This window comes from Arthrobacter sp. MW3 TE3886, assembly GCF_041262145.1.
Taxonomy (GTDB): Bacteria; Actinomycetota; Actinomycetes; order Actinomycetales; family Micrococcaceae; genus Arthrobacter.
Genome location: NZ_JBGCAN010000001.1, coordinates 1,650,244 through 1,676,336 on the forward strand (window position 1 = coordinate 1,650,244; position 26,093 = coordinate 1,676,336).

Here is a 26,093-nt window from a genome sequence, read left to right on the forward strand (position 1 = left end):
GAGGGAGATTTCCACATAGCCGGAGCGGACCGGGCCGATTTGCCCGTCTTTGAGACAATGGTCGGGTGACTGTTGTAGCAACCCCTCCCGCCCCCAAGCTGGAACTCCCGCCCCTGAAGCTGGGCCCGATCACGGTGGACACCCCCGTGATCCTGGCTCCCATGGCGGGTATCACCAACTCCGCCTTCCGCAGGCTGTGCCGTGAATACGGCGGCGGCCTGTATGTGGCGGAGATGGTCACCTCCCGCGCCCTCGTCGAGCGCACGCCGGAGTCGCTGCGCATCATTTCGCACGACGACGACGAAAAAGTCCGCTCCGTCCAGCTGTACGGCGTGGATCCCGTCACTGTCGGACAGGCCGTCCGGATGCTGGTCGAGGAGGACCGGGCGGACCACATCGACCTCAACTTCGGCTGCCCCGTGCCCAAGGTCACCCGGCGCGGCGGCGGATCGGCCCTGCCGTGGAAGATCGACCTCTTCACCACGATCGTCCAGACGGCGGTGAAGGAAGCCTCCAAGGGCAACGTCCCGCTGACCATCAAGATGCGCAAGGGCATCGACGAGGACCACCTGACCTACCTCGATGCCGGCCGGATCGCCCGCGATTCCGGCGTCGCCGCCGTCGCCCTTCACGGCCGCACGGCCGCCCAGTTCTATTCCGGCCAGGCCGACTGGTCCGCCATCGCCCGGCTGCGTGAGGCGCTGCCGGACATTCCCGTCCTCGGCAACGGAGATATCTGGTCCGCGGAGGACGCGGTCCGGATGGTCCGCGAAACGGGTGTGGACGGCGTCGTCGTCGGCCGCGGCTGCCAGGGCCGGCCCTGGCTCTTCGGCGACCTCATGGCCGCGTTCGAAGGCAGCGACCAGCGGCACCGGCCGGACCTGCGCCAGGTGGCCGAGAGCGTGTACCGGCACGCCGAGCTCATGGTCGAGACGTTCGGGGACGAGGGCAAGGCCCTGCGCGAAATCCGCAAGCACATTGCCTGGTACTTCAAGGGCTACGTGGTCGGCAGCGAACTGCGGACCAAGCTGGCGCTCGTCACCAGCCTGGAGGTGCTGCGCGGGACTCTGGACCAGCTGGACCTCGACTCGCCGTATCCCGGAGGCGACGCCGAGGGTCCGCGCGGCCGCGCCGGCTCGCCCAAAAAACCGGCACTGCCGAAAGACTGGCTGCTGAACCGGACGCTGGACGACGCGCAGACCCGCGACATCTCGTTCGCCGAGCTGGACGTCTCCGGTGGCTGAGACCCGGACCACCGCCCCCGTCCTGGACGGCTACACCTCCCGCGACTGGGCCCGCTGGGTTGAGGAGCCGCCCAAGAGCACCTACCGGTCTGACTTCGAGCGTGACCGTGCACGGGTCCTGCACTCCTCGGCGCTGCGCCGGCTCGGCGCGAAGACCCAGGTGGTGGCCCCGGATACCGACGACTTCGTCCGGACCCGGCTCACCCACAGCCTCGAAGTTGCCCAGGTGGGCCGCGAACTGGGCCGTGCGCTGGGCTGTGACCCCGACGTCGTGGACACCGCATGCCTCAGCCACGACCTCGGCCACCCGCCTTTCGGCCACAATGGCGAAGCGGCCCTCAACGAGGTGGCGCACGGGATCGGGGGCTTCGAAGGCAACGCCCAGACGCTGCGGCTGCTGAGCCGGCTGGAGCCAAAAGTCCTGGCCGCCGACGGCCAGCCGGCCGGCCTGAACCTGACCCGGGCCAGCCTCGATGCCGCTGCCAAATACCCGTGGTCCGCTGTGAACGCCCCGGTCATCCACGGGGAGCGGACCAGCAAGTTCGGCGCCTATGAGGACGACCTCCCCATTTTCGACTGGATCCGCGACGGCGCCCCGGAACGCCGGTCCTGCCTCGAAGCGCAGGTCATGGACCTGGCGGACGATATCTCCTACTCGGTGCACGACGTCGAGGACGCGATCGTGGCAGGGCATTTCCAGCTGCGCTGGATGGACAACCCGGACCACCGCGCCCGCGTCGTCGGCTACGCCAAGCAGTGGTATCTGCCGCACAACGATCCCGCCGCGATCGATGCAGCGCTGGCCCGGCTGGAGGCCACGGACGTCTGGGTGCGCGAGGCCGACGGCAGCCGTAAGGCCATGGCGGCGCTCAAGGACATGACCAGCCAGCTCATCGGCCGCTTCTGCCAGAGCGCGCTGGAGGCCACCCGCACGGTCTACGGCCCGGAAAACCTGACCCGTTACAACGCGGAGCTGATCGTCCCGGATGAGACCGTCATGGAAATCGCGGTGATGAAGGGCCTGGCCACCACCTTCGTGATGACCACCGAACACCGGCAGCCCATCTATGAGCGCCAGCGCGAGGTCCTGCATGCCCTCGTCACTGCGCTCAGCGCCACGGGGGAGCGCCACCTGGAGCCGATGTTCGCCGCCGACTGGCTCGACGCGGGCGATGACGCCGCGCGGCTGCGCGTCGTCATCGACCAGGTCGCGTCGCTGACGGACGGCTCGGCGCTGGCCATGTACGAGCGTCTCGTGGGCAGCCTGCCGTCGCTGTGGTGAGGACCACCATGACCTGCCCGTCGGCGTCGTACCCGGGGACTAGGATGGCACTGTGGCCGGCCTGATCAAACGCGAAGACATCGATGAAGTGCGCCAGCGCACCGACATCAAGGAAGTCGTCGATGGCTATGTGACGCTCAAGGGTGCCGGGCTGGGGTCCTACAAGGGTCTGTGCCCCTTCCACGACGAACGCTCACCCTCCTTCACGGTTCGCCCCCAGGTTGGCCGGTACCACTGCTTTGGCTGCGGCGAGGACGGCGACGTCATCTCCTTCGTCCAAAAGCTGGACCACATCTCCTTCCACGAGGCCGTCGAGAAGCTGGCCCACCGGATCGGCTTCGAGCTCCACTACGAGGACGGCGGCTCCGGGCCCAACCGGGAGGACATCGGCCGGCGCCAGCGTCTCCTGGACGCGCACAAGGTGGCCGACGAGTTCTTCCGCGCCCAGCTGCTCACCCCCGGCGCCGCGGAGGGCCGCAACTTCCTCTACGGGCGCGGCTTCGACCGTGCGGCGGCCGAACAGTTTGGTGTGGGCTACGCACCGCAGGGCTGGGACTCGCTCCTCAAACACCTTCGCGGCCGCGGCTACACGGACGCCGAGCTCAAGCTCACAGGCATGTTTTCAGAAGGTGGCCGGGGGATTTATGACCGTTTCCGCGGCCGGCTGATCTGGCCGATCCGGGACATCGCGGGCGACACCATCGGCTTCGGCGCACGCAAGCTCTACGAGGACGACCAGGGTCCGAAGTACCTGAACACCCCCGAAACCGCGCTCTATAAGAAGTCCCAGGTCCTCTACGGAATCGACCTCGCCAAGCGCAACATCGCCAAGGACCGCCAGCTCGTGGTGGTCGAAGGCTACACCGACGTCATGGCCTGCCACCTGGCCGGAATTCCGACGGCCGTAGCCACGTGCGGGACCGCCTTCGGCACCGAGCACATCAAGATCGCCCGCCGGCTGCTCTCCGATGACGGCAGCGGGGGAGAGGTCATCTTCACGTTCGACGGCGACGCCGCCGGGCAGAAAGCGGCCCTGCGCGCCTTCGAAGAGGACCAGCGGTTTGTCGCGCAAACCTTCGTGGCAGTCGAACCCAATGGCGCAGACCCCTGCGAACTGCGCCAGTCCAAGGGCGACTCCGCCGTCCGGGACTTGATCGGGAGCCGCCGCCCGCTGTTTGAGTTTGCCATCCGGGCCACCCTGAAGCGGCACAATCTGGACACCGTCGAGGGCCGGATCGCGGCCCTGCGTGAATCCGCGCCCGTGGTGGCGCAGATCCGCGACGCCGGAATCCGGCCGGCCTATGCCCGGGAGCTCGCCGGCTGGCTGGGCATGCCGGTCGAGGAAGTCAGCAGGGCCGTCGGTGCGGCGACCAAACGCGCCGCGCAGGCCGCATCGGCTCCGCCGGGCGGCGGCGGCCAGACCCAGAGCCATGGGCAGGGCGGCGGGCAGGGCTATGCCGGGTCCGGCCGCGGCTATGCCGGGACCGCGCCCGGCGTGGCCCCCTTGCCGCCGTCGGCCGTACTCCCGTCCTTCAATCGCCCTGATCCCCGGGACCCCGTGGCAGCGATGGAGCGTCAGGCGCTCGAGGTCGCGCTGCAGGAACCCGGCATGCTCGAGGGCGAGACTTGGCAGCGCTTCTCGGAAGCGCGGTTCTCCACACCCGCCTATCTCGCCATCCACGAGGCCATCCGGGCCACCGGACTCGGGTTTTCCGGCGACCCGGTGCGCTGGGTCGAGCAGTTGCTGCAGGAGGTCCCTGAACCGCTGCGCCCGCTCGTGTCCGAGCTCTCCGTGGTGCCCCTGCCGGCCAACACTCCAGAAGGCGTCCTGCGCTACTGCAAGGACATCCTCGCCCGCTTGTTCGAACTCCAGATCACCCGGGTCAAGGCCGAGAAGATGGGCCAGCTGCAGCGCCTGGACGCCTCGGCTGACCCCGAGGAATTCCAGCGGCTGAATCGCGAACTCATGCAACTTGAGATGCAGCGGCGGTCCCTGCGCTCGGACGCCTGAGCCGCCGATTTCGTTTCCCGGGCTGGTGTTTGCTAGGCTTATACCCGCTTCATTCCTCCTTAGCTCAATTGGCAGAGCATTCGACTGTTAATCGAAGGGTTGCTGGTTCAAGTCCAGCAGGAGGAGCGCGCAGTCCCCGTTCCGGGTTCCGGAACGGGGACTTTTTTATACCCGGAGGGGGTATTTCGTGACTGGCTGGCGCCGGCTCCGCGGCCGATTTCCCTACCGGCAAAACCTTTGCTAATGTCGTACCTGCTTCATTCCTCCTTAGCTCAATTGGCAGAGCATTCGACTGTTAATCGAAGGGTTGCTGGTTCAAGTCCAGCAGGAGGAGCGGACAGGTCCCGCGGCCGGTGAAAACCAGCCGCGGGGCCTTTTTTGTTTCTCCGTTTCGTTGCTCCGTCAGCGGTCTGGGCTTCCAGCCGGACGTCCCAGGGGGCAGTTCAGGTGGCGGGATCAGACGAAGTACATTTCCACCTGGAGGAAGCGCTGGGCTTCGGCGACCGCTGCCTGGAAGGCCTCCTGCTCGGTGGGGGACTTCCGGGGCTCCCGCGGGTGCCATTCATGCGGCGCCGAGTGCACCTGGGTGAATCCGCCGCCCGGGGGCGCATAGAAGATGCCGAAGCGTTGCACCGGCCACTCCGGGGAAGATTCCGGTGCCACGAGGAGGGCGGAGTCATAGGCAGGGTTGTACCACTGGGCAATTGGGCGCCGGCGGTCTTCGGTGAACAGGCCGGCGGCGAACAGGGCCGCCGACTGCGGACTGGTCTGGCTGCACAAACGATCCCACCACAGGGGCAGGATTCCGGCGTCGCACCGCTGCCAAGTGGCCGGAAGGGGCGGGTGATCCTGCCTGTCGGGCATGAAATAACTTTATCGCCCGCCGCGGACGTCGAACAGGGTGCGACGGGGCGCAGGGCTGCGGGCCAGGGATAGGGCTGCGGGTGAGTGACAGGGCTGCGGGTGCGGCTGTGCGGGGTGTACACGCTATTCGGGCTGCCCGGGGGACATGTCCAGTGCTGGCGGGATGCCGGTGGGAACATGTCCGGTCGTGGTCCTGGCGGGTGGACATAGTGCCAGTATGTCCAGCCCTGGGCGCCAAGAATGGGCATGTTCCGCCGGGGAGGCCGCGAAGAATGGGCATGTCCCGCATGTGGTCCGCTCAGCGCGGCTGCCCGGGGGACATGTCCAGTGGTGGTCCTGACGGGTGGACATAGTGCCAATATGTCCAGCCCTGGGCGCCAAGAATGGGCATGCCCGCCGGGGAGGCCGCGAAGAATGGGCATGTCCCGCCGGGGAAGCCGCGAAGAATGGGCATGTCCCGCCGGGGGAGCCCGGCTATTGGATCGGTGGCACCGTGCTGGGCCGTACAACCAGCCACAGCGCAGCGGCCGCCAGCAGGATGCAGACGGCCTGGACGGCGCCCATCGGGGTTGCGGAGCTGACGCCGAGCCAGCCGACCACCGGCGAGATAAGGCCCGCCATCAGGAAGGTCGCCGCGCCGAGAAGTGAAGCCGCGGTTCCTGCCTGGGCGCCATGTTTGGACAGGGCCAGGACCTGCACGGTGGGGAAGGTGAAACCGGCGCCGAGGATGTAGAACCACAGCGGCACCAGGACGCCCCACAGCCCCAACCCCAGCTGGTCGAAGACGACAATCAGGACGGCCATGACGAACATCCAGGCCGTGGAACAGGCCAGGATCCACTGCGGCGGGACGCGCTTGATGAGCCTTGCGCTGGTCTGCACGCCTGCCACGATGCCCAGCGAGTTGACGCCAAAGAGCAGGCCGTACTGCTGGGGCGTGAACCCGTAGACATTCTGGAACAGGAACGGCGAGGCCGAGAGGTAAGTGAAGAGGCCCGCGAAGTTCATCCCGCCCACAAGCAGCAGGCCCACGAAGATCCGGTCGGAGAAGAGCACCTTGTAACGCTGGCCCGCGGTCATCCCGGATTTGCCGCGCAGCTCCGGCGGCAGGGTCTCCCGGATCACGAAGAGGGCCGCGATGATGACGCAGGTCCCGTAGGCGGCCAGGAACAAGAAGATGCCGGGCCAGGGGACCAGCAACAGCAGCTGGGAGCCGATCACCGGGGCGAGGATCGGGGCCAGACCGTTGACAAGGGCCATCCTCGCGAACATCCGCACCATCGCGTAGCCGCTGAACAGGTCGCGGACCATGGCCATGGCCACCACACCGCCTCCGGCAGCCCCGACGCCCATGAGGACGCGGAAGAAGCCCAGCGTGGCGATGTCCGTGGACTGCGCGGCGCCCAGGGATGCCGCGATGTGAACCGCCGTCGCCACGATCAGGGGCAGCCGCCGGCCGAACTTGTCACTCAGCGGACCCACTACCAGCTGTCCCAGCGCGAAACCTATGGTCGTCCCCGTGAGCGTCAGCTGCACCGCGGCCGCGGAGACGCCCAGGCTTTCTTCCAGGGCCGGGAATGCGGGCAAGTAGAGGTCAACCGTGAACGGCCCGAGGGCGGTCAAAGCGCCGAGCGTCAGGATGTAGAGGAATTTACGACGGCGGCTCAGGGAATCACCGGGATTGTGGGGTGTGCTCACAGAGGTCCATCCTAGGGCCCGCCGGGATAGCCGGCCGGTGGCTGGGCAGGCGCGCCACACCTTGCCCGAAAGGGCCTCCCAAGAGCCTAAATGATAGTTTTGACACCGGGGTCTGTGCGAAGCTGTCCAGACCCGGCAAGCCCGCGCGAGCGGATCGACGGATGGCACCAGTTAGGCGGGACCGATGAGCGGACGTCACAGCGGCGGGACAGGCGGTGGGCTGCGCATTTCCGCGCTGCCGCAAACCCTGAAGATGATCTTCAAGCTGGCGCCCCGGCAGCTCAGTGACGAGATTGCGCTGGCCAAGGCCGAAATCAAGCGCAAGGGGATCCAGCTCGGCGTCGCAGGCGCCTTCTTCGCCGTCGCCCTGGTGTTCGTTGCGTTCCTGCTGGTCGGACTCGTCGTCGCGGCAATCATGGGACTGGCCACGATCATGCCCGCGTGGCTCGCCGCCCTGCTGGTCTGCGCAGTCTTCCTCGTCATCGCCGCGATCGGGGCGCTCATCGGTCTGAATAAGTTCAAGAAGCTCATGCCGCTGGTCCCCGAGGAGACCATCCGGGGGCTCAAGTACGACCTCGGCATCGCCAAGGAGGGCTCCGCCTTCGACGCGGCGATCCTGGATCCGAACTCCGAACAGTACAAAGCCGCCAAGGCCGCCAAGGAAGCCGCCGCCGCCAAGGCGAAGGATGAGAAGGAAGCCAAAGCGGCCGCCAAGCCCGACTTCGGGCCGCCCCCCACAGAGGCCGAACTCCGACGCCGGGTGGACCAGCGGCGCACGCATCTCACCGGCGTGCGCGACGACCTCGGCCGCGAACTCGACGTCAAGACCCAGGCCCAAACCCTGCTGGCCGCCACCCAGGCCCGACTCCAGGACGGCAAAGAGCAGCTCAGCGACAAGATCGCAGGCTTCCGCTCCTCAGTCCGCACCTCGACGGGGTCCTCCACATCCGCTGACGGGCAGGGCCTGGCCGACACGATCAAGCAGCGCTGGAAGCCCCTGGCTGTGCTCGCCGCGTCGGGAGCCGCCCTCGCGGTCCTTGTGCGCCGGCTGCTAAAGGGCTAGGCAGATCCCTGAACCCAAACGCCAAACCGTTGCCGTCCACGGAAGGGGGGAATCGATGAAGTTCATCGGCGCTGGCGCCCGCCCCGGGCAGCCCCTCGTCCACCGCGACGCGGTCTTCACGGTCCCCAATGTCCTGACTGTGGTGCGCTTCCTTGGTGTTCCGGTGTTCATCTGGCTGGTTCTCTCGGAGCACAAGTACGGCTACGGTGCCCTCGTGCTCGCCATCATGGCCAGCACCGACTGGGTGGACGGCTACATCGCCCGCCGCTTCAATCAAATGTCCAACCTCGGCCGGGTCATGGACCCGATTGCGGACAGACTCTCGCTGATCGCCGTCGCCGTGACCCTCGTGATCGCAGGCGTCGTCGAGTGGTGGTATCTCGCCGCGCTGCTGGTCCCGGACGCGGTCCTGCTGGCCCTGTCACTGTTCTATTTCCACGGCCACCCGGATCTGCCGGTGAGCCGGATCGGAAAAATCCGGACGGGCCTGCTGCTGGTGGGCACCCCGCTGCTGGTGCTGTCCAAACTTCCGGTGCCCGCTGCCGACGTGTACGCCACGGTCGCGTGGATCTTCCTGGGCCTGGGCCTCGTCGGGCACTGGATCGCGGCCTACAACTACGTCTGGGCCATCATCGGCAAGGGCAGGCAACTTCGCGCGCACGACGGCGGCTCCCACTGATGGTCTGGGTTGCGGTACTGCTTGCGGTACTCGGTGCCTTCTGCCTGGCCTTTGGCGCCCAGCGCCAGGGCAGCGCGGTCAAGGCCGATACCGGCGGCCTGGCGCTGAGCACCCACGGCCTGCTTCGGCTCGCGCGCAATCCGCGCTGGCTTTTCGGGTTCATGCTGCTGTGCGTCGGGATGGCGATGAACGCCGTCGCGCTCGTCATGGCCCCGCTGACGGTGGTGCAACCGATCGGCGCGATCGCCCTGGTCATCACCACCGTGGTCAACACCAAGGACCAGGGCCTGAGCATGAACCGGGCCACCATCGTGGCCATCTCGCTCTGCGTGACAGGTTCAGCACTCTTTGTGGTGCTGGCCGTCAATGTCACCCAGGAAAACCACAACGTCAGCAGCTCGGACGAACTGACCATCGTGCTGCTCCTGGCCCTGGCGGTCGGGCTCTTCGGCACGCTCGCCGTCCTGTTCAAGCACCGCATGAGCGCCTTCGTCTACATCCTCGGCGCCGGCGTCCTGTTCGGCTTCGTGGCGGTCCTGACCCGCATCATCGGCCGGCATCTGTTGGACCCGAACGGTCAGTTCCTGCTGAATGTGCCGTGGTACAGCGCCGTGGCAATCGTGGCTGCAGGCGTGCTGGGATCGTGGTTCGTACAGAATGCCTACTCCAGCGGACCGCCGGACCTCGTGATCGCCGGTTTGACCGTGATCGACCCCATTGTGGGCATCGCAATCGGCATCGTAATTCTGGGAGAACTGCGTCCCGACGTCCAGCCTGTGATGGCTATCGCCATGGGGACGGCCGCATCACTTGCTATCGTGGGAGTAATAGCCCTTTCCAGACACCACCCGGAAGTCACCAAGCGCAAGAAGGACGCGCGGAAGACTGCGGGCAGGTCCTAGGGCGTCCGCCCAGACTTCGGCTGCAGGCCCGGCGCCCGTGCCGCCGATGGCCAGCCGGCCACCGTTGATCCAGCTGACCGCACAGCGACCACCAGGAGCTCTCCACGTGACCACGTCCGACAACCAGCCGCCGCTGACCATCCTGATTGCCGCTGACACGTACCCGCCCCACGTCAACGGCGCCGCCCAGTTCGGCTACCGCCTGGCCAAGGGGATGACGGCCCGCGGTCACGAGGTCCACGTCCTGGCATGCCGCCCGGGCAAGGGCCCGAGCTACAGCGAGTTCAGCGACGAGGCCACCGTCCACCGCCTGCGCTCCCACTCCGTGCCCACGCACGAGTATTTCCGGGTCACCTTCCCCTGGGAGATCAAGAAGGAAATCGGGCTGCTGTTCGATCGCATCCAGCCGGACGTGGTGCACATCCAGAGCCACTACATGATCGGCGAGCACGTCCTTTACGAGGCCGTAAAGCGCGGCATCCGGGTGGTGGCGACCAACCACTTCATGCCCGAAAACCTGAACCCCTTCCTGCCGTTCCCGCAGTGGTTCAAAGACATCGTGGGCCGGATCTCCTGGCGTGACATGGGCAAGGTCATGGGCCAGGCCGACGTCGTGACCACACCCACACCGCTTGCCGCCAAGGCCATGCACCAGCACGCCTTCCTCCGCCAGGTCCTGCCCCTCTCCAACGGCATCGACGCCGCCGCCTACGAGCTGCATCCCGGCGAAACCGCGGAACGCCACGCCAGCCCCACCGTGCTCTTCGCCGGCCGGCTGGCGGAGGAGAAGCACGTGGACGTCCTGATCGACGCCGTCGCCAAGACGCCCCAGGAGCTGGACATCCACCTCGAAATCGTCGGCGGCGGCGAAGTCCGTCCTGCCCTCGAGGCACAGGTCGCCCGGCTCGGACTGGCGGACCGGGTCAGGTTCCTCGGCCTGGCCAGCGACGCCGAGCTTCGCAAGGCCTACATCACGGCCGACGTGTTCTGCATGCCCGGCACGGCGGAGCTCCAGTCCCTTGTGACCCTGGAGGCGATGTCGGCGTCTACGCCAGTCCTGCTGGCCAACGCCATGGCGCTGCCGCACCTGGTCCGCGACGGGGAAAACGGCTACCTCTTTATCCCCAACGACAGCGACGACCTCGCCGCCAAGCTGACGCGCGTGTTCTCGCTGCCGGACCACGAGCGTGATGCGATGGGCAAGACCAGCCGCGAAATGGTGGAAAGCCACGGCATCGCGCGCACTCTGCAGACATTTGAGGACATCTACCGGGGTGCCAGCTACGACGACCTGGTCCTTTAGGCACGCCGCCTGGCAGGGATGCGTCCACTCCGAACGCGTCCAGTCCCAGTGCGTCCAGTCCAACAGCATCCAGGTCAGTTGCGCCAGGCCGCCTGCCGGTGGCGGCGCGCGCACGTGATGCGTCTACTATTGCTAGAGTATTTTTGCCCGGAACCAATCCGGCCCCCAGCGGGCCAGGTCCGGCTCCGGGCGCAGGGGGCTATAGCTCAGCTGGTTAGAGCGCGGGACTCATAATCCTAAGGTCCTCGGTTCAAGTCCGAGTAGCCCTACATTCATTTCTGCGGCAGCCTCCTCATCCGGGGCCCGCAACCACGGGAGCCGTGGCTGACGTCCGACGTCGGCCACGGCTCCCTTTTTGTCGGGCCTTTGTCGGGTCCGACGCTTGCAGGCGTCTCGACACTGCGATATGTTACTCATGAGTAACTTATCGTCGGCGCGAAGCCCGCGCCCCTTTGGTCCCCGCTGATCGAGTGAAGGAACACCATGTCCAAAGCTGCCATCGACATCCATAACCTGCCCTACGCCGATGGCGACTTCTTTGCGTTCGAGCAGCTGCTCAGCGCCAAGGAGCAGGACAGGCTGGCCGAAGTCCGCGAGTTCCTTGCCCGCGAAGTCCGGCCGATCGCCGTCGATTGCTGGAATCGCGCGGAGTTCCCCATGGAGCTGATCCCGAAGCTGGCAGAAATCGACCTGGTCAGCCCCGTCCGGAGGCAGGGCTACTCGAACCTCTTCGCCGGCATCCTGCACGCGGAAGTCACCCGCGCCGACACGTCGATCGCGACGTTCATGGGCGTCCATGACGGACTCTTCACCGGCTCCATCGAAGCCCTTGCCTCCCAGGAGCAGCAGGACGCGTGGCTTCCCGAGATTTACTCGCTCAAGAAGATCGGCGCCTTCGGCCTCACCGAGCCCCTTGGCGGCTCCGACGTCGCCGGCGGTACGCGCACCACGGCGCGGCGCGACGGCGGGAACTGGATCCTCAATGGAGCCAAGCGCTGGATCGGCAACGCAACCTTCTCCGACTGGGTGGTCATCTACGCTCGCGATCTCGAGGACAACCAGGTCAAAGGGTTCCTCGTGGACACCAAGGCCGAGGGGTACAGTGCCTCGAAAATCGAGAACAAGATCTCGCTGCGCACGGTTCAGAACGCCGACATCACGCTCGATAACGTTGTGGTGCCGGAGTTCTTCAAGCTCGCCAATGCCAACAGCTTCCGTGACACGAACAAGGTCCTGAAAGTCACCCGCCTGGCCGTTGCCTGGCAAGCGGTGGGGCAGCAGTTCGCCGCCTTCGACGTCGCCCGGCGCTACGCCGTGGAACGCAGCCAGTTCGGCCGCCCGATTGCCTCCTTCCAGCTGATCCAGCACCAGCTCGTGCAGATCCTCGGCAATGCCGTCAGCTCCATGGGCATGATGGTGAGGCTGTCCCAGCTGGAGGATGCGGGGGAGGCGAAGGACGAGCAGTCAGCCCTGGCCAAGGCGTTCACCACCGCGCGCATGCGCGAAAGCGTGGCACTGGGCCGGAGCATCCTCGGCGGCAACGGGATCGTGACGGACTTCGAAATGGCCAAGGTCTTTGCGGACGCCGAAGCCATCTACTCCTACGAGGGCACGCACGAAATCAACACCTTGGTCACCGGCCGGGCGATCACGGGCATTTCCGCGATCGTCTGATGCGCCAAACGGCCGCCGCGGAGGCCCGCGTGCCTCAACGGAGGAGCCGCGCATCAAAGGCGGCGCCAAATGCTGCATCATGGACCAGGCTCCAGGGGCGGGAGCAGGACGGATGGCCTCAGGTCCATCACGAACACCAGCGGGTTGACATAGTCCTCGCCGCGGCGGACGCCCCAGTGGAGGCAGGGCGGGGCCGGGCCGCAGTGGCCGGCCTGCACCCGCCCCAGGACCTCGCCTTCCGCCACCGCGGCCCCAGCCGTCAGTGAACTGGCCACCGGCTCGAAACTGCTGCGCAGCCCGTTGCCGTGATCGATCGTGATGACTGGCCGGTCCACCACCGTCCCGACAAAGCTCACCGTCCCGGCGGCCGGCGACAGGAGCGGGGCGCCATCGAAGGCCGCCTCAATATCGACACCGCGGTGACCGCTGAGCCACGGCCTGGCCGGGGGATCGAAGGCGCGCAGCACCGCCGGCCGCGGGCTAAGCGGCCAGCTCCAGGCAGGTTCCGGGACCGGGCCTGCCCTTGGGGAGCCCCGGCCGGGTGAAATCGCAGCCCCGGCGGCGCCGGCGCCGATGTCGGCGGCGGCATCGGCAGCGGCGGAGATATGGGCATCGGCGGCGATGGGGGACAGCGCCAGGAACGGTGCCGGCAGGAACAGTGCCGGCAGGAACAGTGCCGCCAGGAAGGGTGCCGGCAGGCCAAGGGGGAGCTTCATGGCCCCAGCCTGCCTAAGCAGCACCCCGGACGGAATCTCCTGCCATGGCTATGTGGATAAGGTGCCCGCCGACCCCCGCCCAAGCCCCGGAACCCCGCCCCGCTGCCGTGGCAAAACCGTCCTCCGGGGCGGGGCCGCTGTAGTACACTTGGTGGAGCAGTTTGCTGTGCCCTCACGCTTGTAAGTCGCGATACTTCGTGATTGCCGAAGCCGGCACGCCTCATTCAGGGGTGCGGGGGAACAGCAGCTGACTACGCGTATCCAGCCCTCCTCAAAAGAAGCCACAAACTTCGGCTGCGGAGGACTGCGCCTCCTGCGGTCCGTTCCATATGGCGCGGATGGGAAGTGCAGTGGATGCCAGGAGCAACGCCCATCCCGGGCGAATGCTAAACAACCGTCAACTATTGGCAGGGTAAGAGGGCCATGGGCTCTCTCATGAATGACCTGCCGGAAGGAGCGTCGGCATGCCCGTCGTAACTATGCGCCAGCTGCTTGACAGCGGCGTCCACTTTGGACACCAGACCCGCCGTTGGAACCCGAAGATGAAGCGCTTCATCTTCACGGAGCGCAACGGTATCTACATCATTGACCTGCAGCAGTCGCTGTCCTACATCGACCGTGCCTACGAGTTCGTGAAGGCCACCGTTGCACACGGCGGCACCGTTCTCTTCGTCGGCACCAAGAAGCAGGCGCAGGAATCCATCGCCGAGCAGGCCACCCGCGTTGGCCAGCCCTACGTCAACCAGCGTTGGCTCGGCGGTATGCTGACCAACTTCCAGACGGTCTCCAAGCGCATCCAGCGCATGAAGGAACTCGAAGAGATCGACTTCGACGACGTCGCCGGTTCGGCTTACACCAAGAAGGAACTGCTGCTCCTTCGCCGCGAACTCACCAAGCTGGAAACCAACCTCGGTGGTATCCGCAACCTGACCAAGGCGCCGTCCGCGCTGTGGATCGTTGACACCAAGAAGGAACACCTTGCTGTCGACGAGGCCAAGAAGCTGAACATCCCGGTTGTGGCCATCCTGGACACCAACTGCGATCCCGACGAAGTCGACTTCCCGATCCCGGGTAACGACGACGCCATCCGCTCCGTCAACCTGCTGACCCGCGTTGTCGCCGACGCCGTTGCTGAGGGCCTCATCGCCCGTAACCAGCGCGCCACCGGCACCACGGAAGCTCCGGAAGAGCCGCTGGCCGAGTGGGAGCGCGAGCTCCTCGAAGGCAACAAGGCTGAAGCTGCTGCAGCGCCCGCCGCTGAGGCTGCACCGGCTGCTGAAGAGGCACCGGCCGCTGAAGCTGCTCCGGCTGCTGAAGAGGCACCCGCTTCTGAAGAAGCACCGGCCGCCGACGAAGCCAAGTAGTCAGACAAGTAAATCTGGATCTCCCCACATGCGCTCAGCTGCATAGGGGGTACCGACAGGATGGCCGCTCACTCGGTGAGCAGCCGTCCTGTCGGTCCGTACACCACATAAATTTCTAGACAGAGGGGTTCACATGGCGAACTACACTGCCGCTGATATCAAGGCTCTGCGCGAGCGCACCGGCGCCGGCATGATGGATGTCAAGAAGGCTCTTGACGAAGCCAACGGTGACGCCGAGAAGGCCATCGAAATCATCCGCATCAAGGGCCTGAAGGGCGCCACCAAGCGCGAAGGCCGCTCCACCGCTGAAGGCCTGGTTGCTGCCAAGGTCGCCAACGGCGTCGGCGTGATGATCGAAGTCAACTGCGAGACCGACTTCGTTGCCAAGGCCGACAAGTTCATCCAGCTGGCCGACAAGGTCCTGGCCGTGGCTGTCGAGTCCGGTGCTGCCGATCTCGAGACCCTGCTGGCCACCGAGGTCGACGGCAAGCCGCTGTCCGAGGTCGTCATCGAAGAGGGCGCCGTTCTGGGCGAAAAGGTTGTTGTCCGCCGCATCTCCCGCATCGAGGGCGCTACGGTCGACGCTTACCTGCACAAGACCTCCAAGGACCTCCCGGCCCAGGTTGGCGTGCTGTTCGCTGTTGACGGCGAAGGCGAAGCGGCTGCCACCGCAGCCCACGACGTCGCCGTTCACGTTGCCGCCATGGCTCCGAACTACCTCACCCGTGAGGACGTTCCGGCCGAGCTCGTCGAGTCCGAGCGCCGCATCGCCGAGGAAACGGCCAAGGCCGAGGGCAAGCCCGAAGCTGCGATGACCAAGATCGTCGAAGGCCGCGTTACCGGCTTCTACAAGGGCGAGGTCCTCGTTGACCAGGCATTCGCCAAGGATGCCAAGAAGTCTGTCGCCCAGGTCCTCGAAGAGGCCGGCGTCAAGGCAACTGCCTTCACGCGCTTCCGCGTCGGTTCCTAGTCAGACTGGCCAGACACCAGTCAGGCACTAGCAAGACACGCTAAGGGGGTGGTCACCACGGTGGCCACCCCTTTTGCATGCACCCGTGAGGCACCGGTTCCGGTCACGGCCGGAATGCCGCCCTGGGCGCCCAGCACGATAACCTAACTCAGAGTTCACCAACGGGAAGGCACCATGGAAACCGTCACCACTTCAGCCCAGCCAAAGAAGAACAGGCGCCGCGTCCTCTTGAAGCTCTCCGGCGAGGTCTTCGGCGGCGGGAAACTGGGCGTCGACCCGGATACCGTCCGTGGCGTGGCCAAGCAGATCGCCGCCGCAGTTCCCGACGTCGAGGTCGCAATCGTCGTCGGCGGAGGCAACTTCTTCCGCGGCGCCGAACTGTCCCAGAGCGGCATGGACCGCTCCCGCGCCGACTACATGGGCATGCTCGGAACCGTCATGAACTGCCTCGCGCTACAGGACTTCCTGGAGCAGGCCGGGGTGGAAACGCGCGTGCAGAGCGCCATCACCATGGGCCAGGTTGCCGAGGCCTACATTCCCCGCCGCGCCATCCGCCACATGGAAAAGGGCCGGGTTGTCATCTTCGGCGCCGGCGCCGGACTGCCGTACTTCTCCACGGACACCGTGGCCGCCCAGCGCGCCATGGAGGTCCACGCCGACGTCGTCCTGATGGCCAAGAGCGGCGTCGACGGCGTCTACACCGCCGACCCGAAGAAGGACCCGACGGCGGAGAAGCTGCACCGCCTCAGCTACGACGACGCCCTCCGCCGCGACATCCGTGTGATGGACCAGACCGCGATGACCATGTGCAAGGACAACAACCTCACGATGGTGGTCTTCGGCATGGAAGGCGAGGGCAACGTCACCCGCGCCATCCGGGGCGAGGACCTGGGCACCGTCGTCACCCCCTAGCAACGGCTAGGATGTTTTCAGGACCTTTCCGCCGCCAGGCGGAAGACAAAAGCGCCCGGCGGAATACATCAGGCGCACCAAGATGACGTGCCGCGCCCCGGCCCCCGGGACGCACCAATTTCTGAGGAGAGACCGTGATCGAAGAAACCTTGCTCGAAGCCGGGGACAAGATGGACAAGGCAGTTGAGGTAGCCAAGGAAGACTTCGCCTCGATCCGGACCGGCCGCGCGACGCCTGGCCTGTACAACAAGGTCATCGTCGAGTACTACGGCACGCCGACGCCGCTGCAGCAGCTGGCCTCCTTCGCGGTCCCGGACGCCCGCACCATCCTCGTAACCCCGTACGACAAGACGGCCCTGCGCGACATCGAACGGGCCCTCAGCGACTCCGAGGTGGGCGCCAACCCGTCCAACGACGGCAACGTCATCCGGATCACCATTCCCGAGCTGACCAGCGAACGGCGCAAGGAATACGTCAAGATCGTCAAGTCCAAGGGTGAGGACGCGAAGGTGTCCATCCGCAACATCCGCCGCAAGGCCAAGGAGACGCTGGACAAGCTCGTCAAGGACGGCGACGCCGGCGAAGACGAAGGCGCCCGCGGCGAGAAGGAACTGGACGCCATGACCAAGGCACACGTGGACGGGATCGACGAGCTGCTCAAGCGCAAGGAAGCTGAGTTGCTCGAGGTCTGATGAGTCAGGCACAGGAGGCCTCCGGGCCGCGCGCCCGGAGGCGGGGGAAGCAACGCGAGAACCCGACGCCTAAAGCGGGCCGGAACCTGCCCGCCGCCACCGTGGTGGGCGTTGGCATGCTGGTGTGCGTCCTCGGCGGCCTGCTGTTCCTCCCGCTGGGCTTCGTCCTGGTGACCGCCACCTTTGCGATCTTCGGCGTCTGGGAGATCTTTCGTGCGCTGGAGGCCGCAGGCACGCGCCTGCCGATCGTGCCGGTGATGGTCGGCACGGTCGCCATGCCGATCGCCGCCTACTTCGGCGGCCTCGAAAGCCTGCTCTTTGCGATGCTCGTCAGCAGCGTGGCGGTGCTGTTGTGGCGGACCCTGGAAGGCGCGGCCGGTTCGGCGCGGAGCATCTTCGCGGGGGTCTTCACCCTGTCCTGGGTGCCGTTCCTGATCAGCTTTGCGACGCTGCTGCTGCACACCGCCGACGGCGAGACACCGGTAGGCCTGTGGCCTGACGGGGTGATTCCGGCCGGTGCATGGCAGATCGCGACCCTGCTGCTCCTGGTGGTGGCCAACGACACCTTTGGCTACCTCGTGGGCGCCTCCCTGGGCAAGCATCCGATGGCCCCCAAGATCAGCCCCAAGAAGACTTGGGAAGGCTTCGCCGGCTCGATCGCCGGGGCCGTCGTCGTGGGCGTGCTCGCCATGATCTTCGTGCTGGGCGAGCCGTGGTGGTTCGGCGTCGTGCTCGCGGTGGGCATGGTGGCAGCCGCTACCGCCGGCGACCTGGCCGAATCGATGGTCAAGCGCGAGCTCGGCATCAAGGACATGAGCAGCATCCTCCCCGGACACGGAGGCGTCATGGACCGGCTGGACTCGATTGTCTTCGCCTCGCCGGTGGCGTTCATCCTGTTCTCGGCCCTCACGGCCGCCTAGAAGCACAGGCCAGCACTTCCGGCGCCTAGAATGGTGCCGAGCAAACCAGCCGAACGGCATCAAAGGAACAAAGTAACAGTGGACATTCAACGGCAGATTCCTGCGTCTTTTGACCGCGTGCAGCGGAACCAGTATGGCTACAACGCCAGGCAGGTCGACGATTTCCTGCAGCGCGCACGGGTGTCATTCGAAGCTCCGTCCTCGGCCTCCCGCGCCATCAAGAGCTCGGACGTCCGCGCAGTGTCCTTCGATCCCGTGAAGGGCGGCTACGCGGCGGCCGGCGTGGATGCCGCGCTGGACCGGCTCGAGGACGCCCTCGCCCGGCGCGAGCGCGATGAGCTGGTTGCCGAACGCGGTGAGGAAGCCTGGCTGCGCGAAATCGGCCGGCTCGCGGGCGTCCTGCGGGGGCGCCTGCACCGCCCGGACGGCCAGCGGTTCCGGCGCCCGTCCAAGACCAAGGCCCGCAGCTACAACACCACCGACGTCGACGACCTCTGCCACGAGCTGATCGGCTACCTCGAGGAGGACCAGCCGCTGAGCGTGGACAACGTCCGGCGCGCGGTGTTCCGCCCCGCCGTGGGCCGGGAGGGCTACGAGGAAAGCCAGGTCGACGCGTTCCTGGAGCGCGCCGTCGAGCTCATGGCGGCCATCGACTAGTAACGCGCCACCCGGAGCCCACCGGCCCGGAGCCTCACCCCGGATCCCCACCCGCCCGGGTCACCGTTCCGTCGCGAGCGGCCGTTCCGGGGTGTGCAGCCGGGTCATGAGGCGCGTCATCGTCCGCGGCACCCGGCCCCGCGTGGCCCGCGACACCAGGATCGTGACGGCGAACGCGGCCGGCACCGTCCACGCGGCCGGCTGCGCCAGCCACGACGGCGTCTGTGCCGCCCCCAGCACCGAACCGGCCACCATCGCGCTGCCGCAGAGCACGCCGCCGGTCGCCATGCCCGCGATTGCCCCGGCGTCCGTCAGTCCCCGCCACCAGATGCCCAGCAGCAGGACCGGGCAGATCGTGGACGCGGTAAAGGCAAACACGAGCCCCACGCTGCCGGCCAGAGCCAGCGATTCGGTCATCGACGCGATTCCCAGAGGCACCAGCGCCGAGATCAGCGCTGCCAGCCGGAAGCCGCGCACGCTGCCGCCGAACACGTCCTGGCTGATCACGCCGGCCAGCGAGACCACCAGGCCCGACGTCGTCGACAGGAACGCCCCAAACGCCCCGGCCACCACCAGCGCAGAGAGCAGGTCGCCGGCCGCCCCGCCCACCAGCCGGCCAGGCAGCAGCAGCACCAGGGCGTCGGCCGGCCCGCTTTGGGCGAGGTCCGGGGCGTAGGCCCGGCCGATCATGCCGTAGGCCGTGGGAAACAGATAGAAGACCGAGAGCAGGCCCAGGACAATCAGGGTGGTGCGCCGGGCCGACTGTCCGTCCGGATTTGTGTAAAACCGGACCAGCACGTGCGGCAGGCCGAGGGTTCCGAAGAGCAGGGCCACGAGCAGGGAAATGACCTGATAGGGGCCCGAGGGTGCCAGCGCCGTCGGATTCACCGCGGGGGCTGCCTCCGCCGGGGAGGTGTTGCCGCCCAGCACCAGCAGCATGAACACGATGGGCACCGCCACCGCGGTCAGCTTCAGCCAGTACTGGAACGCCTGGACAAATGTGATGGAGCGCATCCCGCCCGCCACCACGGTGATGCAGACGACGGCGACCACCGCCACCGGGCCCACCCACGCCGGCAGCCCGGTGGTGATCCGGATGGCCAGTGCGGCGCCGTGGAGTTGCGGGACGATGTAGAGCCAGCCGACCAGGACCACCACCAGGCTTGTGACGCGGCGGACGGCACGCGAATCGAGGCGCGCCTCGGTGAAGTCCGGGATCGTGTAGGCGCCCGAGCGGCGCAGGGGAGCGGCGACGAATAGAAGCAGCATCAGGTATCCGGCCGTGTACCCCACCGGATACCACAGGGCGTCGGTGCCGGAGAGCAGGATGAGCCCGGCGACACCCAGGAAGCTCGCGGCCGAGAGGTACTCCCCGCCGATTGCTGAGGCGTTCCACCAGGGCTTGACCGTCCGGGACGCGACGTAGAAGTCCCCGGTGGTGCGCGAGATCCGCAACCCGTAGAAACCGATCACAGCCGTGGCGAGGGAGACGGCGGCGAATGCCGCGACGCCGACGACGGGGTTCACCGGCCGCCCGCCGGATCCCGTACGTGGCCGCCCGCCGGGCCGTTCACGTGGCCGCCCGCCGGGCCGTTCACGTGGGCCCTCACCTGTTCGGTCATTTGTCGCCGGCGAGGTCCCGGTAGCGGGCCTCGTTCCTGGCCGCGGTCCGCACGTACAGCCAGGCACTGAGGCCGATCACGGGATAGATCCCGGCCCCCAGCAGGACCCAGTCGAAGGGAAGGCCGGCAATCGTGGAGTCCGCCAGGCCCGGGACCAGCCCCAGCATCAGCGGGAAGGCGAGCATGATCAGCAGGAATCCCAGGGCCACCACCAGGCCCAGCCGGAGCTGGGACCGGATGAGTGAACGGACGAACAGCTGCCCGGCGTCGGTCTCCTCCTCCGCGTCGAGGGAGGCTGCCGCGGAGCGCCCGCCGTTCAGGGCGGTGCCGTTTGGCGTCACGCTGTTTGGTGTGACGCTGCGCGGCGCCGTGACCCGGACCCTTGTCATGCCTGCGGCCGGATACGGGTTGCGCCAAGCTTTTCCCGGACAGCAGGCAGGTGCCGGCGGCTGATAGGCAATTCGGCTCCGGCCACTGTGACGCTGGGCCGCGCTGCGGCGAGCTTCAAGTGGCTGACGTGACTCAGCGCGATCAGGTAGGAGCGGTGGATGCGGAGGAATCCGGCGTCGGCCCACTGCTGTTCGAGGTCCGCCAGCGGAACCCTGATGAGGTAGCTGGCATCGGCGGTGTGCAGCCGGGCGTAATCACCCTGCGCCTGGACGTAGGTCACGTCTTCGCGACGGATCATCTTGGTGGTCCCGCCCAGGTCCACGGTGATCATTTCGGGTGCAGGAGCACCGTCCTTGAGCAGTTCGCTGATGCGTCCGATCGACTTGGCCAGCCTTTCGGCCCGCACGGGCTTGAGCAGGTAGTCCACGGCCGCGAGCTCGAAGGCCTCCAGCGCGCAGTCCTCGTCCGCGGTGACGAAAACGACGGCGGGCGGGCGGGCGCTGCGGGCGATGACCCGGGCAATGTCCAGCCCGGACAGCGCCGGCATGTGGATGTCGAGGAACACGGCGTCGACGTCTTCGGCTTCGAGGGCACGCAAGGCCTCGGCGCCCGAGGAGGCCCGGTGGATGGCGCCGATCCGGTCATCCCGGCCGAGCAGGAAGGCCAGTTCCTCAACGGCGGGGAGCTCGTCGTCGGCGACGAGGACGTTAATCATGGCTCTAGCGTACTGCCGCGGGCATTCTTGCCCGACCGGAATCAGGCGTCGTGCCGGGGCTGGGACTTGGGGACGCGCATCGTGATCAGGGTGCCTTCGCCGAGCGCGGTCTCGATCACGAGGCCGTTGTCGTCGCCGTACACCTGGCGCAGGCGGGCGTCGACGTTGCGCAGCCCAACGTGGTCGCCGTCGCTGTGCCCGGCAAGGACAGAGCGCAGCTGGTCCGGGTCCATGCCCACGCCGTCGTCCTCGATCGTCACTTCCGCGAAGGCGCCGGAGTCGTTCGCCGTGATGGAGATGTGGCCCGGGCCCTCCTTGGCCTCCAGCCCGTGCCGGACCGCGTTTTCCACGAGCGGCTGCAGGCTCAGGAAGGGGATCACGGTGCTGAGCACCTCGGGAGCGATCCGCAGGCTGACCTGGACGCGGTCCCCGAACCGGGCGCGCTCCAGGAGCAGGTAGCGGTCGATGCAGCGCAGTTCCTCGGCCAGGGTGGTGAAGTCGCCGTGGCGGCGGAAGGAGTAGCGGGTGAAATCGGCGAACTCCACCACGAGTTCCCGCGCCCGGACCGGATCCGTGTTGATGAAGGATGCGATCGCGTTGAGCGAGTTGTAGATGAAGTGCGGACTGATCTGGGCGCGGAGGGCGCGGACCTCGGCTTCCATCAGGAGCGTGCGGGAAGCGTCGAGCTCGGCCAGTTCCACCTGCGTGGCCACCCAGTCAGCCACCTCGCCGGTGGCACGGACCAGTCCCGCCCCGGCGGCCGGCGCGAAGGCGGCCACCACACCCACCACACGCGTGCCGGTTTTGATCGGGGCGATCACGACGGCGCGCTCCACCTCCGGCGCCAGCATCACGCCGCCGTCGCCAGCGGCCAGGAGCTCGAGTTCGCCCGCCGGAATGACGGCGAGGTGGCCGCCGTCGAACACTTTTGACGCGAGCCCCATCAGGGCAGGCTTGAGCTCCTCGGCGGCGCCGTCCCACGCGAGCACGCCGGTTGTGTCGGTGATGGCGAGGGCATCGCAGCCCAAGATGCTGCGCAGCTGCCGGCTGGCCTTGGCCGCACCGGCAGGGTTCAGGCCGGTCCGCAGGTACTGGCCGGCCCGGGAGGCGGCGTGGAGCGTCTTGTACGTGGCGCGCTCCGCATCGGTGCCGAGGTCGCGGAAGGAGCGGAGGACCTGGAGCCCGACGGCGACGACCACCGCGATCGCCATGGCGATCACCGCGACAGCGGCGGCGGTGAACAGGGGAGAGTCCGGCATGGTGCCCAGCCTACCGCCGGTGCCGGGGCTGACGGCTCTGGCACGTGCCCGGACCCCGATGGCCGCGAAACCGGTGTATCGGTCGCCGTTTGGCGCAACGCCGGGACCGCTGAGCGACGCACCCCGCCCCGGCCGTAGTAGGCAACCCACGCCACGGTGCACAGTGATGGCAGTCACATCGGCAGATTGGGTTGTAGGGCGGGTCCCGCGCAGACCACGGCAACCGGTGTGGGCTCACCAGTCTCAATGAGGAGGAACCGATGGGTCACGACGCCCAAGAAACGGACGCTGCGGCGGCCGTGGACTTCAAGGAAGTCCAGTCGACGGAGCAGTTCCAGGAACTGCGCACACGTCACCGCAGCTTTGTCTTCCCACTGTCCATTGCCTTTCTGCTCTGGTACTTCGCCTATGTCCTGCTGGCCGACTACGCGGTGGGATTCATGTCGATCAAGGTCTGGGGCAACATCAACGTTGGCCTGATCCTGGGCCTGCTGCAGTTTGTCTCCACGTTCGCGATCACCGGCTGGTACGTCAGCTATTCGAACCGCAAGCTGGACCCCATTGCCTCCGAGATCCGCCAGGAAATCGAGGGGCACGAATTCGACAAGCACGGCAACCCGGTTGGGGGGACAGCAAAATGACACTCATGGTTCCCGCAGTAAACGTTGCGGATCTCAAGGACACCACCCTGCTGAACATGGGCATCTTCGCCCTCTTCGTCGCGATCACCATGGTCATCGTGATCAGGGCCAGCCGCAACAACAAGACGGCGGCCGACTACTACGCAGCCGGACGGTCCTTCACGGGTCCGCAGAACGGCACCGCCATCGCCGGCGACTACCTCTCCGCAGCGTCCTTCCTCGGCATCACCGGAGCCATCGCCATCAACGGCTACGACGGCTTCATGTACTCCATCGGCTTCCTCGTCGCCTGGCTCGTCGCCCTGCTGCTCGTCGCCGAACTGCTCCGCAACACCGGCAAGTTCACCATGGCCGATGTCCTCTCCTTCCGACTCAAGCAGCGCCCCGTGCGCATCGCGGCCGCCATCTCCACGCTGGCCGTCTGCTTCTTCTACCTGCTGGCCCAGATGGCCGGTGCCGGAAGCCTCATCTCACTGCTCCTGGGCATCAGCGACTGGGGCGGACAAGCCCTGGTGATCATCGTCGTCGGCGCCCTGATGATCATGTACGTCCTGATCGGCGGCATGAAGGGCACCACCTGGGTGCAGATCATCAAGGCCATGCTCCTGATCGCCGGAGCTGCCGTCATGACCTTCTGGGTCCTCGCGATCTACGGCTTCAACCTCTCGGACCTGCTGGGCGGCGCGGTGGAAACCTCGGGCAACCCGAACCTGCTCAACCCGGGACTGCAGTACGGCAAGACCGAGACCTCCAAGGTCGACTTCCTGTCCCTCGGCCTGGCCCTGGTGCTCGGCACCGCAGCCCTGCCGCACGTGCTCATGCGCTTCTACACGGTTCCGACCGCAAAGGAAGCCCGCAAGTCGGTGGTGTGGTCCATTTGGCTCATCGGCATCTTCTACCTGTTCACCCTGGTCCTGGGCTACGGCGCAGCTGCGCTGGTGGGCGCCGACACCATCAAGGCAGCCCCCGGCGGCGTCAACTCGGCCGCGCCGCTGCTCGCCTTCCACCTCGGCGGTCCGCTGCTCCTGGGCTTCATCTCGGCGGTGGCCTTCGCGACCATCCTGGCCGTCGTCGCCGGCCTCACCATCACCGCGGCAGCATCCTTCGCACACGACATCTACGCCAGCGTCATCGCCAAGGGGAAGGCCGACGCCGCCACCGAGGTCAAGGTTGCCCGCCGCACCGTGGTGGTGATCGGCCTGCTGGCCATCGCCGGCGGCATCTTCGCCAACGGACAGAATGTCGCGTTCCTCGTGGCGCTCGCCTTCGCCGTGGCTGCCTCCGCCAACCTTCCGACCATCCTCTACTCATTGTTCTGGCGCCGGTTCACCACCCAGGGAGCCCTGTGGAGCATGTACGGCGGATTGTCCGCGGCCATCATCTTGATTGCGCTCTCCCCGGTGGTTTCCGGGGCCAAGACGTCGATGATTCCCGGCGCCAACTTCGCCATCTTCCCGCTGAGCAACCCCGGCATCGTCTCCATCCCGCTCGCGTTCTTCCTGGGCTGGCTGGGCACCGTGTTGGACAAGCGGAAGGAAGACGCCACGAAGCAGGCCGAAATGGAGGTTCGTTCCCTGACCGGGGTGGGCGCCGAAAAGGCTACCAACCACTAGGAAGGCCGCACCACCAGAGGGGCTCCCGTGCAGCAGCACGGGAGCCCCTCCCGTGGAAGGGCGCCTCCTACGAAAGTGTTTTCCTGGATCAGCGCTGTGGCCTCAGCCGAATGTTCACCATCTTCAGCTCGTCGTGGCCCTCGAAGCGGTAGGCCAGCTCCACACTCTTCGTGTCACAGTCGATCGTTCCGGCGACGTCGGCGGCGTTGGCGCCGTTGTTGGAGCTGACGTTGAGGCTTGAAAAGTTTGGTTTACAGCTGCCGTCAAGCTCCAGGCTCTGCACCCCCGCGGCGAACTCCTCCGGGGAAATCTTCCGCATGAGGGCCGGATCCAGGTACTTCTCGTAGGCGGTGCTGACCTCGCCGGCGATGAGCAGCTTGGTGAAATCGTCCGCGATGCCCCGGGCCTGGTTGGTGGCTCCGCCCACCACGTTGAGGAGGACGACGACGCCGGCACTCACCAGCAGGAGCACACCGCCGACGATCCCGAGGACGATCCACAGGGCCTTGCGGCTCCTTTTCGGCGGCGGCTGGGCGGCTCCGCCGTAGTAGGGCGGCGGCTGGCCCGGGCCTCCGTAGTACGGAGGCGCGCCGTTCCCGGGTGGCGGGTAGTTGGGCGCCGCGCCGTTGGCGGGTGGCGGGTTGTTGGGTGGCGGGTAGTTGGGTGCCGCGGCGTCGGCGGGTGGCCCGGGCGGGGGCGCGTAGTACGGAACGGGCGGCTGGCCGGGCGCCGGGTGGCCGGCTGCAGGCTCATGCCCGGGCTGCGGCGGTACCGGGCGGCGTGGTTCCTCGGGACTGCTCACGGTTCAAGCCTTTCCGGCAGTCCAGACAAGCCACTGCCTGTTGCACTGGGCCGCGTGCGCGGACCAAGGACTCAGGGGGACCCAACGGACACAGCCTAGC

General features: G+C 67.0%; 24 protein-coding genes and 3 tRNA genes. 19 read left to right on the forward strand and 8 right to left on the reverse strand.

Annotated features, from left to right (window positions below; genetic code table 11):
• Positions 1–65 precede the first annotated feature (65 nt).
• The 5 genes from dusB to ABH915_RS07480 all read left to right on the forward strand — a co-directional run bounded on the left by dusB (position 66) and on the right by ABH915_RS07480 (position 4,871).
• Positions 66–1,244, forward strand: coding sequence for a tRNA dihydrouridine synthase DusB (dusB, locus tag ABH915_RS07460; protein ID WP_370119488.1), 1,179 nt, complete (start codon positions 66–68; stop codon positions 1,242–1,244).
• Positions 1,237–2,526: a deoxyguanosinetriphosphate triphosphohydrolase gene (locus ABH915_RS07465; protein WP_370119490.1), complete on the forward strand. Its 1,290-nt coding sequence runs from the start codon at positions 1,237–1,239 to the stop codon at positions 2,524–2,526. Before dusB ends, ABH915_RS07465 begins: the two co-directional genes overlap by 8 nt.
• 52 nt (positions 2,527–2,578) lie before the next feature.
• Positions 2,579–4,537 carry a DNA primase gene (dnaG, locus tag ABH915_RS07470; protein ID WP_370119493.1) on the forward strand — a complete coding sequence of 653 codons (1,959 nt, stop codon included), beginning with the start codon at positions 2,579–2,581 and terminating at the stop codon, positions 4,535–4,537.
• A 53-nt stretch (positions 4,538–4,590) separates the two neighbouring features.
• Positions 4,591–4,663, forward strand: a tRNA-Asn gene (locus tag ABH915_RS07475).
• A gap of 135 nt (positions 4,664–4,798) precedes the next feature.
• A tRNA-Asn gene (locus ABH915_RS07480) sits at positions 4,799–4,871 on the forward strand.
• 122 nt (positions 4,872–4,993) lie between these two features.
• Here ABH915_RS07480 and ABH915_RS07485 read toward each other — a convergent pair.
• Both ABH915_RS07485 and ABH915_RS07490 read right to left on the reverse strand, forming a co-directional pair.
• The gene (locus ABH915_RS07485; RefSeq protein ID WP_026266625.1) at positions 4,994–5,401 is read right to left on the reverse strand and encodes a hypothetical protein; all 408 of its coding nucleotides are present in this window, start codon (positions 5,399–5,401) and stop codon (positions 4,994–4,996) included.
• 474 nt (positions 5,402–5,875) lie between these two features.
• Entirely contained in the window at positions 5,876–7,099 is a 1,224-nt protein-coding gene (locus ABH915_RS07490) for a multidrug effflux MFS transporter (protein ID WP_370119496.1), read from the reverse strand.
• 184 nt (positions 7,100–7,283) lie between these two features.
• Between ABH915_RS07490 and ABH915_RS07495 the strand changes: the two genes are divergently transcribed.
• The 6 genes from ABH915_RS07495 (at position 7,284) to ABH915_RS07520 (ending at position 12,720) form a co-directional block, all read left to right on the forward strand.
• Positions 7,284–8,162: a phage holin family protein gene (locus ABH915_RS07495; protein ID WP_370119499.1), complete on the forward strand. Its 879-nt coding sequence runs from the start codon at positions 7,284–7,286 to the stop codon at positions 8,160–8,162.
• A 55-nt stretch (positions 8,163–8,217) separates the two neighbouring features.
• Positions 8,218–8,841: a CDP-alcohol phosphatidyltransferase family protein gene (locus ABH915_RS07500; RefSeq protein ID WP_370119501.1), complete on the forward strand. Its 624-nt coding sequence runs from the start codon at positions 8,218–8,220 to the stop codon at positions 8,839–8,841.
• Entirely contained in the window at positions 8,841–9,743 is a 903-nt protein-coding gene (locus ABH915_RS07505) for a DMT family transporter (protein WP_018774555.1), read from the forward strand. The genes ABH915_RS07500 and ABH915_RS07505 overlap by 1 nt, the downstream gene beginning before the upstream one ends.
• A gap of 106 nt (positions 9,744–9,849) precedes the next feature.
• Entirely contained in the window at positions 9,850–11,046 is a 1,197-nt protein-coding gene (locus ABH915_RS07510; RefSeq protein ID WP_370119504.1) for a glycosyltransferase, read from the forward strand.
• A gap of 195 nt (positions 11,047–11,241) precedes the next feature.
• Positions 11,242–11,315, forward strand: a tRNA-Ile gene (locus ABH915_RS07515).
• Between the two features lie 214 nt (positions 11,316–11,529).
• A complete protein-coding gene (locus ABH915_RS07520; RefSeq protein WP_370119507.1) occupies positions 11,530–12,720 on the forward strand; it encodes an acyl-CoA dehydrogenase family protein in 1,191 nt (396 codons plus the stop codon).
• A 77-nt stretch (positions 12,721–12,797) separates the two neighbouring features.
• On the opposite strand, the gene ABH915_RS07525 is transcribed toward ABH915_RS07520, so the two are convergent.
• On the reverse strand, positions 12,798–13,436 hold the full coding sequence (locus tag ABH915_RS07525; protein WP_370119510.1) for a M23 family metallopeptidase: 639 nt from the start codon (positions 13,434–13,436) through the stop codon (positions 12,798–12,800).
• Between the two features lie 464 nt (positions 13,437–13,900).
• Here ABH915_RS07525 and rpsB point away from each other — a divergent pair, with 464 nt between their 5' ends.
• The 6 genes from rpsB (at position 13,901) to ABH915_RS07555 (ending at position 18,951) form a co-directional block, all read left to right on the forward strand.
• A complete protein-coding gene (rpsB, locus tag ABH915_RS07530) occupies positions 13,901–14,800 on the forward strand; it encodes a 30S ribosomal protein S2 (protein WP_370119513.1) in 900 nt (299 codons plus the stop codon).
• A gap of 133 nt (positions 14,801–14,933) precedes the next feature.
• Positions 14,934–15,770 (forward strand): translation elongation factor Ts, encoded by an 837-nt coding sequence (gene tsf, locus ABH915_RS07535; protein WP_026538253.1) that lies wholly within the window; start codon positions 14,934–14,936, stop codon positions 15,768–15,770.
• A gap of 174 nt (positions 15,771–15,944) precedes the next feature.
• Entirely contained in the window at positions 15,945–16,682 is a 738-nt protein-coding gene (gene pyrH, locus ABH915_RS07540; RefSeq protein ID WP_018774549.1) for a UMP kinase, read from the forward strand.
• Positions 16,683–16,816: 134 nt separating this feature from the next.
• Positions 16,817–17,374, forward strand: coding sequence for a ribosome recycling factor (gene frr, locus ABH915_RS07545; protein ID WP_018774548.1), 558 nt, complete (start codon positions 16,817–16,819; stop codon positions 17,372–17,374).
• The gene (locus ABH915_RS07550; protein WP_018774547.1) at positions 17,374–18,294 is read left to right on the forward strand and encodes a phosphatidate cytidylyltransferase; all 921 of its coding nucleotides are present in this window, start codon (positions 17,374–17,376) and stop codon (positions 18,292–18,294) included. The genes frr and ABH915_RS07550 overlap by 1 nt, the downstream gene beginning before the upstream one ends.
• Before the next feature lie 30 nt (positions 18,295–18,324).
• Positions 18,325–18,951 (forward strand): DivIVA domain-containing protein, encoded by a 627-nt coding sequence (locus ABH915_RS07555; RefSeq protein WP_370119518.1) that lies wholly within the window; start codon positions 18,325–18,327, stop codon positions 18,949–18,951.
• Between the two features lie 60 nt (positions 18,952–19,011).
• Here ABH915_RS07555 and ABH915_RS07560 read toward each other — a convergent pair whose 3' ends face one another.
• The 4 genes from ABH915_RS07560 to ABH915_RS07575 all read right to left on the reverse strand — a co-directional run bounded on the left by ABH915_RS07560 (position 19,012) and on the right by ABH915_RS07575 (position 22,937).
• Positions 19,012–20,478 (reverse strand): cation acetate symporter, encoded by a 1,467-nt coding sequence (locus tag ABH915_RS07560; RefSeq protein WP_370119521.1) that lies wholly within the window; start codon positions 20,476–20,478, stop codon positions 19,012–19,014.
• Between the two features lie 91 nt (positions 20,479–20,569).
• Positions 20,570–20,962 (reverse strand): hypothetical protein, encoded by a 393-nt coding sequence (locus tag ABH915_RS07565; RefSeq protein WP_370119524.1) that lies wholly within the window; start codon positions 20,960–20,962, stop codon positions 20,570–20,572.
• Positions 20,959–21,678 (reverse strand): LytR/AlgR family response regulator transcription factor, encoded by a 720-nt coding sequence (locus ABH915_RS07570; RefSeq protein ID WP_370119527.1) that lies wholly within the window; start codon positions 21,676–21,678, stop codon positions 20,959–20,961. The genes ABH915_RS07565 and ABH915_RS07570 overlap by 4 nt, the downstream gene beginning before the upstream one ends.
• 41 nt (positions 21,679–21,719) lie before the next feature.
• Positions 21,720–22,937: a sensor histidine kinase gene (locus ABH915_RS07575; RefSeq protein WP_370119530.1), complete on the reverse strand. Its 1,218-nt coding sequence runs from the start codon at positions 22,935–22,937 to the stop codon at positions 21,720–21,722.
• 260 nt (positions 22,938–23,197) lie between these two features.
• Between ABH915_RS07575 and ABH915_RS07580 the strand changes: the two genes are divergently transcribed.
• Both ABH915_RS07580 and ABH915_RS07585 read left to right on the forward strand, forming a co-directional pair.
• Positions 23,198–23,578: a DUF485 domain-containing protein gene (locus tag ABH915_RS07580; protein ID WP_026538258.1), complete on the forward strand. Its 381-nt coding sequence runs from the start codon at positions 23,198–23,200 to the stop codon at positions 23,576–23,578.
• The gene (locus ABH915_RS07585) at positions 23,575–25,191 is read left to right on the forward strand and encodes a cation acetate symporter (protein WP_026266623.1); all 1,617 of its coding nucleotides are present in this window, start codon (positions 23,575–23,577) and stop codon (positions 25,189–25,191) included. Before ABH915_RS07580 ends, ABH915_RS07585 begins: the two co-directional genes overlap by 4 nt.
• 88 nt (positions 25,192–25,279) lie before the next feature.
• Here the strand turns inward: ABH915_RS07585 and ABH915_RS07590 are convergent, their stop codons facing one another.
• Positions 25,280–25,993 (reverse strand): hypothetical protein, encoded by a 714-nt coding sequence (locus ABH915_RS07590; RefSeq protein WP_370119533.1) that lies wholly within the window; start codon positions 25,991–25,993, stop codon positions 25,280–25,282.
• Positions 25,994–26,093 lie beyond the last annotated feature (100 nt).